The organism is Psychrobacillus sp. 05T411 (genome assembly GCF_056396485.1).
Genome location: NZ_JBFTLO010000020.1, coordinates 12,340 through 27,856 on the forward strand (window position 1 = coordinate 12,340; position 15,517 = coordinate 27,856).

Below are 15,517 nucleotides of genomic sequence, written 5' to 3' on the forward strand. Positions count from 1 at the left end.
AACTCCTTACTTTACTTCTGGTTGTTCCGTCTTTTTAGGAATTTCACTAATTGTTCCTTCTACTGCATTGACAAAATACCCCTCCATCGTCCCGTCTGCAAGTTCGACTGGTACATACCAAGTTGGTGCAAATACTTGTGTCTCGGTTAGTTGGGCTAATGTTGAATACCCTAGTCTAATATCTTTAACAGTCGAATCTGCTTTTAATAATGAGCTGGAGTACAAAACTTTAATTACTAACATAGGCGACACTAACTTTTTCAATTCATCGTAATCTTCTAGATTATTCAATACTGTTTGTTCGTATCGAATGATTTCTTCTTCATCATTCCAATAGACAATTACTTGCGCATTTTTATTGTGGTAAACGAGTCGATCATTTACTTTTTGAAAAAATGTAGCCGATTGTTCCTCTTCATCTATTTTCCACAATCCGTAGGAATCACCATTTATAATATTTTCTTTAACTAGCTTTTCTAAAGAACTTTCTGTTGTTATGGGAAGTGGTTCTTTAAATGTACCAATTAATTGATAACCATCCTTTACTTCTAACGTCTGGTTTGTTAATTCATTTAACTCTTCCTCACTAAAAAGATGTACATTTCCAGAGACGTACGATGCCTCTTGGATATATGATTCTGTTTTCGGGACTTTAATATTTTCCGACAGTAGTCTTTCCTCAATAGGAGTATCCATTGGCTCCACTACATTCAGCGCATCATTGTACCTAGTCGAGTAAAGAGATAATAAAAACACATTTAAAATAGAAAATACGATAATAAATATCGTTTTCGTTTTATTCCAATCCAAATTTGTCACCCCCTAATAGTTCCGGAGTAACTCGAATCCAAGAACCATTCGCTAAATAATACCACGAAGGCTCTAGATTTATAATCTCCTGCTCATCGTCCTGAGACAAATTGTATCCAAGTACAATATCATCGATGGATGACACTTTTTTATCAGAAAGGGAGTGAATCAAGTCATATATATCTTGTCCAGATTGTAACGGGACTTCTCTTTTTTTCTCAGGTGTAGGGGCATCCAACGTATAATATGGCCTAATATACCGATATACACGATTTGTTCCCCAGTATTGTGTAATCTCGGTTGCTGTATCATCACTGAAAACTGGCATTCCAAGAAAATAGAGTTGATAACTTACTTGTTTTGTAGAAGAATTCAAACGACTATATCGATAATCATCTGTCCATCCATTATGCTCATTAATGAAGTTCAAACTTTGTTGAATAAGCTCATCCGGTTTACCGACGGTATCACTTTCCGAAGCTGGGTGCACATAACTTAACTTTTTATATAAATAGTCGACGTTCATGAGTGCACTATCATCCGTATACTCCTGCCCACTTACTCCTAATGGATTACTGCGAACGAGGCTCGGATTCGTAAACAAAGCATTTTTAAACTTGTCCGGTGCAATTTTTTCTACAAAATACGAGTAGCTGGACATTGATTTAGGGCTTGCAGTTACATATAGCGAAAGTCGATTTACTCTTTCTATCTCATTATACACCGGCAGATCGATCGTTTGTTTTTTCAAGCGTTTGACAAAATTTTCTTGATTGGCATTGCTGATGTTTGCTGCATAGACTTTTTGTGTTGTCGTGCTAATGAAGTATAGATTCATTTTTTCACTAGGGTTATCATCCCATTCAACGATTAATCGATTGAACGAGGCGTTAGGTAAACTATAATCAGTAAAGTTTAAAATATTGTCGTATATTTTAAATGGAACTTCCGCTGGAAAAAAGAAGGTCATCCGATTCGGTATTTTTGTATACTCATTTATTTGCTGATCACTTGCTTGATTATTCAAAAGCTCTACCGTTTGTATTTCCCAATTTTTCATTGAATTTAATACATCTTCGATTACTTGCGTATTTTCGGAACCATTTAATGACTCTTCTTGACTGAACAGTAGTCGATAAGGCTTCACTACATCTTCCATTCTCTTTTTTTCTGCAATTGCAATATCAACTACTGGTGTATCGTTTGTATTATACGAAGGTGAATACGTCCATATCGTAAAAGTTAGGGTTAAACTAAGTAGGATGAGTAAGAGTAAAATAACTGATTTTACTTGTTCAATATACTTCAATCCCACTCACCTTCCTCGTCCATTTCAACTTTTAATGTGAAAAATATTGTCGTGCCTTGTCCTTCTTCACTTTCTGCCCAAATGCTACCACCATGTGCTTCTATCATTTCCCGGGCAATAGCGAGTCCAAGACCCGTTCCACCCATTGACCTTGCTCTTGCACGATCCACGCGATAAAAACGATCAAAAATTCGATTAACATTTTCAGGAGGTATCCCCATACCTTCATCTGAAATCATCACAGTTAATATATTTTCTTGCACAGCAACTCCAAATCGGATATTTCCTCCATCCGGTGAGTATTTCATTGCATTGGAAATAATATTATCCATTACTTGTGTCAATTTATCCGTGTCGATATCTACATAATACGCTTTATCAGACAGCATCCGTTGAAAAGTAACATGTTGAGATTTAGAAAGTTCAAATCGATCTATTATTCGATTAAAAAATTGATTGAAATTAACAATCTCTCGGTTCAAATCATAGTCCCTACTATCCATTTTAGATAATTGCAGCAAATCATTTACAAGACGAATCATCCGATGTGTTTCCGTTTGTGTCACTTGTAAAAATGTTGGTGCAATCTCGTCATCTCTCCATGCACCTTCTGCCAGTGCTTCTAAATAACTGCTCATCGTCGTTAGTGGAGTCCGTAACTCATGTGACACGTTTGCAACAAACTCTCTTCGTTCCATGTCTATTTTTTCCTGTTCAGTATTATCATGTAGCACGGCGATTAATCCATTCACAAAACCTGTTTCTTTTTGAATGACGGAAAAGTTCGTGCGCAATATAAATGGGCGCTCTTGCGTACTTAAATCTAAATTCATGGATTCCTTTAAGTGAATTAAATCCTCAAATGAATAAGCAGAATCAATACCAAGAACAGATATAATCGGACGATTTAAAACCATCTCTCTCGGAATACGCAATAATCGGATAGCCGGATCATTAATAAGAATAACTCGTCCTTTACGATCTGTCGCAATAACGCCATCCGTCATATTGGCAAGAACCGATGCAAGCTTTCGACGCTCTGCCTCTGTTGTCGATTGCGCTTCTTGCAAACGATTTGTTAAATGGTTAAATGCAATAGCTAGTTGACCGATCTCATCATTGCCGTATACACGTACTTTGCGAGAAAAATTACCTTTCGCCATAGCTTGCGCTTGTTTTCTCATATCGGATATTGGTCTAGTAATCGTTTGTGCGATTAATATTCCGAGAACAATCGTAATGGCAAGTGCAACGGCCGTACCCCCTGCAAGAATTTGGTTTATCTCATTCATCTGACCAAAAACATTTTCAATATTCGATTCGATATATAAAGAACCAACTACATCTCCCTGATAGATGATTGGCGTTGCTAAAATCCAAATTCGCTTTTCCTTATCTAGTGAAATCTTGTTTTGTTCATTTGCGGTAGTTATGGATAGCTTCACTAATTCATCCATGGATCTTTGTCCAACGATCGACTGGTTACTGTCATCCGATGTCGCTAAAATTTGATATCTCGCATCAATGACACGCACTTCTTTAATGTCGTATGAATTTAAACCTGACAAGATCGAACGCAGGCTTTGCTCTTTAGTTAGGTCTTCTTCATTTCTTATTTTAATGATTTCTTCTCGAGCACTAAACTCTAGTAAGCTTACACGGTCTGATATAGAATCCTGAAAATTTTCTCTTAACGTTTTTTCCAACTCTCGAACAAAATATAAACCAATAATTTGCATGGCAATAATTATTAGTAGTATATAGATAAAAACAATCTTCATATGAATTGATTTGAAATAACCAACCTTTTGCATTTGTTTACTCCTGTTCAGGATTTCGTAAATAGTAACCGACGCCTCTTCTAGTTACAATCCATGCAGGATGACTAGGATTATCCTCGATTTTCTCACGCAGACGACGAATGGTTACGTCTACTGTTCGAACATCTCCAAAATAATCATATCCCCATACGGTTTGTAATAAATGTTCACGGGTCATCACTTGTCCAATATGTTTAGCTAAATAGTGTAATAACTCAAATTCACGATGTGTCAGTTCAATTGTTATATCTCTTTTTAACGCTAAATATGCGTCTGGTTGTATCGTTAATGGCCCTATTACAATATCGTTTGTCGCAACTTCTGTATCGCCATGTGTCGTTTGATGTCTTCGCATATTTGCTTTCACTCTTGCTATTAACTCTCTTGTGCTAAATGGTTTAGTAACATAGTCATCTGCTCCTAGTTCCAAACCGAGCACTTTATCGATCTCTGAATCTTTTGCGGTTAACATGATGATTGGAAAATCATATTTTTTCCTTACTTCTCGACAAACTTCCATACCGTCTCTATTTGGAAGCATAATATCTAATAGCATTAAATCCGGTTGTACCTCTTCCACCTTTTTTAATGCTTCATCGCCATCATAGGCGCAAAATACTTGATAACCTTCTTTTTTTAGATTAAATTGCAGTATATCTGCAATCGGTTTTTCGTCGTCTACTACTAATATCTTTTTACTCATTTATAGTACCCCTTTCATTCTTTTCTCTATATTTTGTAGAAATAAATTTTTTCTTAATGTATTTACTCTAACATGCTTTTACACTCTTCGCATCCTTAAAGGAAGTAGTTGGTATGAGATGTCTACAGTCGATATTTGTCGAATTATTTCCCAGGAAATCATAACTTTATTCAACAAAAAGCGAGATAAGGTAAAACCTCTGTTGGATGGTGTACATAATAGGATACTGTGCCGTAGTGCGTTGAATAAGGTGTCCGCTGGGATTTTCGCTGCAGGTTGGACGCTTTCCACGGGGGGAGCGATGAGCCTTCACCGCCGCTTGCGCGTACGTTGTGAAGTCTCATCATGCTCACTTAATCCCGTTGGAGTCGCCACCTGCAGCGAAAATCAATATAAATTGCTAAATTATTGAGATCCCATATTAACAATAAATGGTTGAACGAGACAATATCCACTGCGAACGCGACAATAAGATAGCTGAACACGACAAACTAGTCGAGTAGATACCGGCTAGGCGTGTTCGGCGGGCTTTAAGACATATAATTGCTATAATACGTCGGAATTATAGTTGTCTCACATCAAGTAAAGAGCCATGTTGAGAATTGGTTGCTTTCACGAGTAATTTGGTTGCTCTCGTGCTGATTTAGTTGCTTTCGTAGTAGAACTGGTTGCTCCCGGTGATCGGTTGATTGCCCTAAGCAATTTATTGGATGAATCCAATGGAAAAACTGGTTGAAATTTTGTTTTTTAATGGAATGGTATTGATAATTGGGCAATTTCCATTGATTTTCGCTACAGACGTCGACTCCTGCCGGATGAGTGGGCTAATGAGACATCTCAGGCGTACGCCTAAGGGCGGCGGGGATGGCTCATCGCTCACCCGGCGGAAAGCCGTACGACTGTAGCGAAAATCACAGCGGACACTCTATTCGCTTCACTACGGCGCAGTTTCCCTATACTGTGTTCAAATTTTAAAAATGCCTTAACTTACTTATGTTTCGTGTAAATAGTTATCTACATATATAGAATTCTATAGTTACTTAAGCGGAAACAAAGACAAACATGCTATACAAATTTGGTTATAATAAAAGAGACAGCCAAACTAGTGACCGTCTCTACCTTTTTTTAGTTTAACACAGATAATGGATTAATCGTTACACCATTTTTCTTCACTTCGAAATGCAAATGCGTACCTGTTGAACGACCAGTGCTACCCATTACACCTAATTTGGAACCTTGGGGCACAACATCTCCTACACTTACACTAATAGAAGAAAGATGAGCATATGTCGTTTTATAACCGTTTTGGTGATTCACAATTACTCGGTTTCCATATGTCCCATCCTTGCCTGCCGCTTCTACGACACCATTATCCGATGCTTTTATCGTATAACCACTAGGACGTGCAATATCTATACCTTCATGCTGACGACCCCAACGATAGCCCATTTTACTAGAAATATATCCACCTTCTGCCGGCCAAGCAAATTGACCAGAACCACGGGAAGGAATCACTTTTGTTCCTTTTAAGACGATATGATCCTTTGGTTCTTCAAGAATTGTCTCTTCTATTACAGATTGACCTACTTCCACGCCATTTTCTTTACGCACTAAATAAGTAGTTATTTTCTTTCCATCCGAACCTTCTTGTTTTACTTTTGTATCGCCTTTATACATTTCATCTGTTTCTTCTACTTTTTTCGTATGTTTAATAACTTCTTCAGCTTTTTTCTCATATTGAACTTCTACATTAATAAGTGGTTTTAATACGGTTACATTTAACTCTTGGTCTATTTGTAATAATGTAGATTCTGTAATTCCGGGATTTATAGCCATCAGTTCAGCGGATGATAAATTATGTTTACTAGCTATTGTTCCTAATACATCCCCTGCAGCTACTTTATAGGTTTCTTTTTCTAACGTTCCTTCTAATAAAAGATTAACTGCATCATCAGCAGAAACAACTTTTTCTGGACTGATTTCAACTGTAACACCTGATACTTTTTCTTTTAAGATTATATCCTTAATACGTGTTTCATTTTCTTTCAATTGGGGTAAATTTTCAGTAGAATCTTTTCGTGCTTCCAATGCTTGTAACTCTTCTTCCGAAACAAAATGTAACTTCAGTTTATGTACTGCTTCTTGGTAAGCATTCAAGTCTTTGACGTAGACTGCCATCTCGTCATTTACAGATAATGCAAATGCTTTTGCTTTTACTTCTATTAACTCATCTAGTTTTTGAAGTGTTGCTTCATCATTTGTAGAGGCTGTAAAAACTTGTTCTGATACAACGGACAAATTAGACCCAGCATTTAAAGAGAGATTCTTGTACTGGGAGCTCGAATCTTGTACTTTTTGATCCATTATTTTTTCCATCTCTGTCTGATCAGATAATGCCCCTACGTATTGTCCATTTGAATATATATGATATATTTCTTTCAACGACTGACTGTCTTCTTCATTTGCAAATGCGATATTAAAGGTTAAACTGGAAATGAGCAAAATTGATACGGTTGCTTTTTTCACTATACTTGATTTTCTGTTTGCCAGAACAGCTTGTTGAATCTGCTGCTCCTTACTCTTTCTTTTCAAAAACATGGTAAAGCCCCTTCCAAACTATTTCAAAACAATCTACTCTATTTTTCACACTACTTTAATTTAACATACTTGAAATAAGGAAGTGAACTAATTACGCTAGTTGTAAAGAAACTGTAGTATTGGTTCCAATATATTCTATTAGCTTACTAAAAAAGGTAATAAAATAATCTATTTTTCTATATTTTTGACTCTTTTGCCTTGTTTTTTGCTAAAATATCTATATTTTATACAGTAGTTTACTCGTTTCTTTGTTATATTTGTCATATTAGAAGATGTAAATCATTGGCTTTCCGATACTTTTTGAATGAATCGACAAAAAGCTGTCAAAAAGTGTTCACTTTTTGACAGCTTTTATGAATTGCGGACTTATTTTACTATCTCCAAACGCTGGAGATAATGTTCGTTTGTGTACGATCTGGACCTACTGAAAAGATGGAGATTTGAACACCGGTTAGTTGTGCGATTCGTTCTAAGTAATGACGAGCATTTGCTGGTAGTTMATCAAGCGTTTTGCATTTCGTAATATCTTCGTTCCAACCTTGCAATTCTTCATATACCGGTTCACATTCCGCAAGCATACGAAGATTTGCTGGATATTCCGTGATTAACTCATCTTTGTATTTATAGGCAGTACATATTTTCACCGTATCTAATCCAGTTAAAACATCAATGGAGTTGACCGTTAAATCCGTTAATCCACTCACGCGTGCTGCATGTCTGATTACTACAGTATCAAACCAACCGATTCGACGGGGTCTACCAGTTGTCGTTCCATACTCTTTCCCAACTTCACGAATTTGGCTGCCAACTTCATCAAATAATTCTGTAGGAAACGGTCCATCTCCTACACGAGAAGTATAAGCTTTACATACTCCTACTACATGAGATATTTTAGTCGGTCCTACTCCAGCACCAATGGTTACTCCACCGGCCACAGGATTAGAAGAAGTCACAAATGGATATGTTCCTTGGTCAATATCCAACATGACCCCTTGAGCCCCTTCAAAAAGTACACGACGACCTTCGTCTAATGCGTCGTTTAGAACTTTTGAAGTATCTGTTACGTATTTCTCTATTTGTTTCCCATAACCATAAAATTCTTCTAAAATCTCTTCTACGGTAAATCCTTTTGTTTCATAAAACTTCTCGAACATTCTGTTTTTTTCAGCTAAATTATGTTCTAACTTTTCTTTAAATACTTCATAATCGAGAAGATCTGCGATACGTATACCGACACGTGCCGCCTTGTCCATGTAGGCTGGTCCAATCCCTTTGCCAGTAGTACCAATTTTATTTGCACCTCTACGTGCTTCTTCTACTTCATCTTGTTTAATATGATAAGGAAGAATGACGTGTGCCCGATTAGAAATACGTAAATTATCCGTTTGTACGCCACGTTCATGAAGTCCCTTTATTTCTTTCACTAGAGCTCTTGGGTCTACTACCATGCCGTTTCCAATAACAGAAACTTTGTCCTTATAAAAAATACCGGAAGGAATGAGATGGAGTTTGTATGTCTCACCTCCGAAAATAATGGTGTGTCCTGCGTTATTACCGCCTTGGTACCTTGCAATTACTTCCGAGTTTTCAGAGAGAAAGTCTGTGATTTTTCCTTTTCCTTCATCTCCCCATTGTGTTCCAACAACTACTACTGATGGCATTGCCGACACCTCCGATAGACATTTGTATGTCCTGAATAAAATCAGTGTAATTGTACCAATCAACTATATCTTCGTCAACTAGTTTCATTAAAAAAACACGAACGATTAATGAAGTATACATTAATACGTTCGTGTTGAATTTATGCTGGTGGAGCTTGATGCTGGCTCCAATCAATATTAACGAATTTATTAAACTCTTTCACAAAGGCGAGCGTTACTGTGCCTGTGGGACCGTTACGTTGTTTCGCAATAATAATTTCAATCATATTTTGATTTTCTGTTTCTTTGTCGTAGTAATCCTCCCGGTATAAGAAGGATACGATATCCGCATCTTGCTCAATTGAACCAGACTCACGTAAATCGGACATCATCGGTCTTTTGTCTTGTCGCTGTTCCACACCACGAGATAGCTGTGATAGTGCAATGACTGGTACTTGTAGCTCACGAGCCAAACCTTTTAAAGAACGGGAAATTTCGGAAACCTCTTGTTGACGATTTGCTTGACTTCCGCCACTTCCTTGAATAAGTTGTAAATAATCAATCAAAATCATTCCAAGACCAGATTCTTGTTTTAAACGACGGCACTTTGCTCGGATTTCATTTACTCGAATACCAGGCGTATCGTCAATATAAATACCAGCATTCGATAAGCTTCCCATGGCCATTGTCAGCTTACGCCAATCTTCCGTTGTAAGTGCTCCGGTACGAAGAACTTGTGCATCTATATTCCCCTCTGCACAGAGGATACGCATTACTAATTGTTCTGCGCCCATCTCCAAACTAAAAATGGCTACATTCTCATCCGTCTTTGTTGCTACGTTCTGTGCTACATTGAGTGCAAATGCCGTTTTCCCTACCGAAGGACGCGCCGCTACAATGATTAAGTCATTTCGTTGGAAACCGGCTGTAATACGATCCAAATCCCGAAATCCTGTAGGTATTCCCGTAACATCGCCTTTTTGTGAATGAAGTTTTTCGATGTTGTCGTATGTTTCCACTAACACATCTTTAATATGTTTAAAGTCACCAGCGTTCTTTCGATTGGCGACTTCCATCATTTTTCTTTCTGCTTCTGATAGTAAAGCTTCTACTTCATCTTCTCTCGTAAATCCATCCTCAACAATTGTAGTGGCTACACGAATAAGCCGACGTAAAATAGACTTTTCTTCTACTATCTTTGCATAGTGACCGATATTAGCAGCAGTAGGAACGCTATTTGCAATCTCACTAATATATGAAATACCTCCGACGTCTTCCAACTCTTTTTTAGTTGAAAGTTCCTCGGTTACAGTAACGACATCTATTGCTTTTCCTTGATCACTTAACCGTAGCATCGTTTGAAATATCTTTTGATGCGCAACCCGGTAGAAGTCTTCCGGCATCACAATTTCTGCGGCAGTTATTAATGCTTGTGGTTCTAAAAATATTGCTCCGATGACAGACTGTTCAGCTTCTTGGTTATGCGGGGGTACACGGTCCAACAATGGATCGCTCATAAATCTCTCTCCTTACGCTTCTTCTGTTACATGTACTTTTAATGTTGCTACTACTTCATGATGTAGTTTAACTGGAACACTCGTATATCCCAACGCACGAATAGCATCGTCCAGTTCCATTTTGCGTTTATCTAGTTTAATACTATGTGACTTTTCTAATTGTGCAGCAATTTGTTTTGTTGTTACAGAACCAAATAAACGACCATCACTACCTGATTTCGCCTTCAATTCAACTGTAAGTTGCTCTAATACTTCTTTTAATTTTTTTGCTTCTGCTAACTCTTCAGCAGCTTCTTTTTCTGACTTTTTCTTTTGACCTTCTAATGCACTAATGGCAGCAGTATTTGCTTCCGCTGCAAGATTATTTTTCAATAAAAAGTTATGTGCATAGCCATCTGCTACGTTTTTTATTTCTCCTTTTTTCCCTTTACCTTTAACATCTTTTAAGAATACGACTTTCATTCTGTAGTTCCTCCTTTAATTGTTTCCGTAATAGCATCTTTTAATAATGTGATTGCTTCTTCTATCGTTATATCTTCTAGCTGGCATGCAGCATTTGTTAAATGCCCGCCGCCGTTCAGTCTTTCCATTATTAACTGTACATTTACATCTCCAAGTGATCTTGCGCTTATGCCTATTTTAGAATCACTTTTACGTCCAATAACAAACGAAGCAGTAATGTTATTCATCGTTAATAAAATATCGGCCGTTTGGGCAAGCAATACCTGACTATAGGCAACATTTTCTGCGCCATGTGCAACGGCAATGCCTTCCCCAAAAAATTCAACTGTTTGTACGATTTTCGAACGTTCAATATACGTATCAATATCTTCTTTCAGTAAACGTTGTACAAGTACCGTATCTGCTCCATTTGTGCGAAGATAAGAAGCTGCTTCAAATGTTCTAGCTCCCGTACGAAGTGTAAAGCTTTTTGTATCTACAATTATTCCCGCAAGCATTGATGTAGCTTCTAAACTTGTGATTTTTTCGTGTTTCGGTTGATATTCGATCAATTCAGTAACGAGCTCAGACGTGGAAGATGCGTAAGGTTCCATATAAACGAGCATCGTATTGGTGATAAATTCTTCCCCTCTGCGGTGATGATCGATAACGACAATTTTTTCTGCTTTTTGAAGTAGTTTCTCATCAATGACAAGACTTGGTTTATGTGTATCTACTACAACTAGCAACGTTTTATCCGTCATTTTATTCATCGCATCTTCTGGACTAATAAATCGATCATACAGTTCCGGTTTTTCTTTTATTTCATCCATTAACCGTGTCACGCTATTGTCTAGCTCATTAAATTCTATCACGACGTAGCCATTTATTTTATTCATCTCGGCCATTTTTCTCACTCCGACAGCAGAACCGATAGCATCCATATCGGGCATACGATGTCCCATTACAAATACTTGATCACTGTCCTGTATTAAGTCTCGCAGGGCATGTGATATAACCCTAGCTCTAACACGAGTTCTTTTTTCTACTGGGTTTGTTTTACCACCGTAAAACTTCACTTTTCCACTTGGATGTTTGATCGCAACTTGATCCCCACCACGCCCTAAAACCAAATCCAAACTAGACTGTGCTAATTCACCTAGCTCTACAAGGGAAATCGATCCTGCACCCACACCAACACTCAAGGTCAATGAAAATCCGAATTTAGCAGTAGTCTCTCGAATATCATCTAAAATCGAAAATTTATTTTTMTCTAATTCCACTAAAATGGATTCGTTAAATATTGCTAGAAAACGATCTGACGAAATTCTTTTCACATAAATCCCATAATTGGCACCCCAGCTATTCACACAGGAGGTAACAATACTATTTAACTGTCCTCGGGTTTGATCATCCATCCCTTGTGCAATTTCGTCATAGTTATCGATAAATAACACACCAATAACTGTACGATCCCCATAATATAAGGATTCCATTTCGACTTGTTCCGTTATATCAAAGAAATACAATAATTTTTCTTCTGCTTTATACAGCACTTTATAGTTATTGTCATCAAATGAGATAACCATTTCTTTTAAATCTTCCTGTTTCAAAAGCTGTTTAAAATCTGTTGATATAGAAAATAACTCTTCACCTATGATTGTATCAAATGGTAACTTTTGCATCATATACGGATTTGCCCATTCAATGACATATTGATCATTTATCAATAAAATACCAATAGGCATTTCTAATAACGCTTCTTCCCCTACTTTCTTCATTCGATAAGAAAGGGTTTCTATATGTCTTTCTGTTTCCTCATATACACGCTGTTCTAAAATCCATGCATATATAGATACTCCAATTATTAATAGAGCAAATAATAATCCAACTAATAAATTGTTAGACAACAATAAATAAGATGCTACTCCACCGAGCAACATGAACAAAACGAGTGGATATCGAATTGGTCGTTTCCTAAAAAAAGATGCCACTTGATCAGCTCCTTATTTTTTGTACCTGTCTTTTAAAAACGCTCTCAAATTAAACCCTAAATCTAATACACCTAATATAATGGTGAAAGTAAAGAGTGGTATCGCCAGAATTGTTGCGAAAACCACAGACCATTTTGGCCATCCTTGCACATGAAAATAGTAGTGAACGAGCGAGATACCTTGTAAGAACAAAAGGACTCTTAAAATTAGTAACGCATTCACAAATAGTAAATAACCAAAAGTTCCAACTTCAAATGCCACAAACAAAGTGAAAATGGATACAATTAAATAATACCATAACACCACTTTTGGTAGTCTAAAATCCATAAACTTAGAAAACTTCGGTACATCTAGTTTTAATTTTTTCAATACTGATAAATTAATAACTACGTAAACAAAAGCAGTTATAAACATAGCTCCAATAAAATAAGAAGGCAGAGCTGATTTGAAAAGCAACAAAGCCTGTGAAACTCGCTCATCATAATCTTTTGGCAGCTGTCCTACGGAAGACATAATACTCCCTGCTTGTTTGTAGGATATTTCAAGGCCCTCCAAAAGGTTCTCTATTACGTTCATATTTAATACTAAAATAGATAATATGTATTGCAATGCTGCCATAATTAATAGGAAAATTCCCGAGCTCATTAATATATGGAGCTTTGACTTTTCCAGTTGAATTGAATGCCCTATTATTAATCCTAGAGGTGCGGCTATTAGTCCTGCTAGTAATCCAAAAATCCCACCGATTAGATAAGAAATTACTACGGATAAAATAGTTACAAGTATAGCTTGCCTTCGATCAAATTTGGCACTGTACCAAGCGATAGGTATTGGAACTATAAACACAGTTATTACACTTATTATCGGAATATAGATAGATATTGCTAAAAGAATAGCAAATAGTGCAATCATCATAGACCCATATGTTAAATAGTTTGACTGATTTTTTTGCATGTAGTACCTTCCTTTATCCTAGTCATCTATCCATTGTAACAGATTTACTACATCAACTAAAACTCCATACTCTTTCCACTTTCCTTATAGAGCAATAAAAAATAACCTTATAAAGGAGATTTGGAACATTATAGGGATACTCCGACGTAGTGACCGCCGTGATTTTCGCTGCAGCCGTACGCTTTCCGCCGGGTGAGCGATGAGCCATCCCCGCCGCCCTTAGGCGTATGCCTGAGATGGCTCATTTGCCCATGTGGAACAAAGGCTAAGAGCACCACATCGTGTGGCAACGCCTTCGTGACCAACGTCCTGTTGGCCTCCGGCAGGAGTCGACGTCTGTAGCGAAAATCAATGGTAATTGCTTACTTATTCAGTATTAACCCGCTAAAAACAAAATTTCCTCCGTTTTTCAACTGTTTGAATCCAATAAATGGATTAGGGCAACCAACTAGTCATCGAAAGCAACCAGTTCTACTTGGAAAGCAATCAAATCGGAACGAGAGCAACCAAACTACCAGTGAAAGCAACCATTTCTTAAAACAGCAAGTCGACTTGGAGTGAGTACTGGGGATAAGAGGTATTATTCCGATATGTGGTTGATAGATAAGAAGTTTATCCTAAAAGACGTGCTCTTTATTAGAAGGCCACATTTTCTAATTAGATTTAATAAACATTACGTAGTAGATTGGGTTATTTTGATCTCTGATATGTGTCGACACTAAATTAGATAGTAATTCCCATGGATTTTCGCTGCAGGGTGGCGACTCCAACGGGATTAAGTGAGCAAAATGAGACTTCACAACGTACGCGTAGCGGCGGTGAAGGCTCATCGCTCACCCCGTGGAAAGCGTCCACCTTGAAGTGGAAATCCCAGTGGACAGTTTCCTAAGCAACAAAAAAAGACCGGTTTCCCGGTCTTTTGATTTATAAACTTATCTCTCTTCAGAAGAGAATGGAAGTAAAGCCATGATACGAGATACTTTAATAGCTCGTGTTAATTTACGTTGGTACTTCGCGCTAGTTCCTGTCACACGACGTGGAAGAATTTTCCCACGTTCTGACACGAATTTTTTCAACAAATCTACATCTTTATAATCGATGTTTGTGATGTTGTTAGCTGTGAAGTAACAAACCTTACGGCGTCTTTTGCCTCCGCGACGTGGTGCCATAATAGATTGCCTCCTTTTCGATTAAAGTCACATGCGTGAAGTCCTCTTAGAATGGTAGATCGTCATCCGATACTTCGATTGGTCCACTACTATTTGCAAAAGGATCTTCATCTACACGTGTATAATTTTGCTGATTCATTGGTTGGTTTTGCTGATATGTCGGATATGAATTTTGTTGTTGTTGCTGTTGTCCGCCACCATATGGTTGTCCCGATTGGCCACGGTCTCCAGAACTACTACGTGGTTCTAAGAACTGAACGCTGTCTGCGACAACATCCGTCGTATAAACACGTTTTCCATCTTGTCCTTCATAACTGCCTGTTTGAATACGCCCTTCAACACCTGCTAAACTTCCTTTTTTCAAGAAGTTAGCTGTGTTTTCCGCTTGTTTTCTCCAAACGACACAGTTGATAAAATCAGCTTCTCTTTCACCTTGTTGGTTAGAAAATGTTCGATTGACAGCTAGTGTAAATCTTGCCATTGCCACACCACTTGGCGTATAGCGAAGTTCCGGATCTTTTGTTAGTCTTCCAACTAAAACGACACGGTTAATCATCAGTGT

12 protein-coding genes are annotated in these 15,517 nt (G+C 37.6%); all 12 read right to left on the reverse strand.

The genetic code is table 11. The annotated features are described in order from the left end of the window. Nucleotides 1-6: 6 nt before the first annotated feature. The gene (locus AC1DFT_RS14940) at nt 7-810 is read right to left on the reverse strand and encodes a two-component system regulatory protein YycI (protein ID WP_478159528.1); all 804 of its coding nucleotides are present in this window, start codon (nt 808-810) and stop codon (nt 7-9) included. Then, on the reverse strand, nt 797-2,119 hold the full coding sequence (locus AC1DFT_RS14945) for a YycH family regulatory protein (protein WP_478159529.1): 1,323 nt from the start codon (nt 2,117-2,119) through the stop codon (nt 797-799). Before AC1DFT_RS14945 ends, AC1DFT_RS14940 begins: the two co-directional genes overlap by 14 nt. Beyond that, nucleotides 2,116-3,933 carry a cell wall metabolism sensor histidine kinase WalK gene (gene walK / locus AC1DFT_RS14950; RefSeq protein WP_478159530.1) on the reverse strand — a complete coding sequence of 606 codons (1,818 nt, stop codon included), beginning with the start codon at nt 3,931-3,933 and terminating at the stop codon, nt 2,116-2,118. Before walK ends, AC1DFT_RS14945 begins: the two co-directional genes overlap by 4 nt. A gap of 4 nt (nt 3,934-3,937) precedes the next feature. Continuing rightward, nucleotides 3,938-4,642: a response regulator YycF gene (yycF, locus tag AC1DFT_RS14955; protein ID WP_478159531.1), complete on the reverse strand. Its 705-nt coding sequence runs from the start codon at nt 4,640-4,642 to the stop codon at nt 3,938-3,940. Between the two features lie 1,125 nt (nt 4,643-5,767). Continuing rightward, nucleotides 5,768-7,240: a peptidoglycan DD-metalloendopeptidase family protein gene (locus tag AC1DFT_RS14960; protein WP_478159532.1), complete on the reverse strand. Its 1,473-nt coding sequence runs from the start codon at nt 7,238-7,240 to the stop codon at nt 5,768-5,770. Between the two features lie 374 nt (nt 7,241-7,614). After that, nucleotides 7,615-8,901: an adenylosuccinate synthase gene (locus tag AC1DFT_RS14965; RefSeq protein ID WP_478159533.1), complete on the reverse strand. Its 1,287-nt coding sequence runs from the start codon at nt 8,899-8,901 to the stop codon at nt 7,615-7,617. 140 nt (nt 8,902-9,041) lie between these two features. After that, nucleotides 9,042-10,397: a replicative DNA helicase gene (dnaB, locus tag AC1DFT_RS14970; protein WP_478159534.1), complete on the reverse strand. Its 1,356-nt coding sequence runs from the start codon at nt 10,395-10,397 to the stop codon at nt 9,042-9,044. 12 nt (nt 10,398-10,409) lie between these two features. Next, on the reverse strand, nt 10,410-10,859 hold the full coding sequence (gene rplI / locus AC1DFT_RS14975; protein ID WP_478159535.1) for a 50S ribosomal protein L9: 450 nt from the start codon (nt 10,857-10,859) through the stop codon (nt 10,410-10,412). Then, nucleotides 10,856-12,832: a DHH family phosphoesterase gene (locus AC1DFT_RS14980; protein WP_478159536.1), complete on the reverse strand. Its 1,977-nt coding sequence runs from the start codon at nt 12,830-12,832 to the stop codon at nt 10,856-10,858. Before AC1DFT_RS14980 ends, rplI begins: the two co-directional genes overlap by 4 nt. A 12-nt stretch (nt 12,833-12,844) precedes the next feature. Further along, nucleotides 12,845-13,786: a YybS family protein gene (locus AC1DFT_RS14985; protein ID WP_478159537.1), complete on the reverse strand. Its 942-nt coding sequence runs from the start codon at nt 13,784-13,786 to the stop codon at nt 12,845-12,847. 932 nt (nt 13,787-14,718) lie between these two features. After that, nucleotides 14,719-14,955 carry a 30S ribosomal protein S18 gene (gene rpsR, locus AC1DFT_RS14990; RefSeq protein ID WP_142608051.1) on the reverse strand — a complete coding sequence of 79 codons (237 nt, stop codon included), beginning with the start codon at nt 14,953-14,955 and terminating at the stop codon, nt 14,719-14,721. 46 nt (nt 14,956-15,001) lie between these two features. Beyond that, on the reverse strand, nt 15,002-15,511 hold the full coding sequence (ssb, locus tag AC1DFT_RS14995) for a single-stranded DNA-binding protein (protein WP_478159538.1): 510 nt from the start codon (nt 15,509-15,511) through the stop codon (nt 15,002-15,004). Between the last annotated feature and the right edge of the window lie 6 nt (nt 15,512-15,517).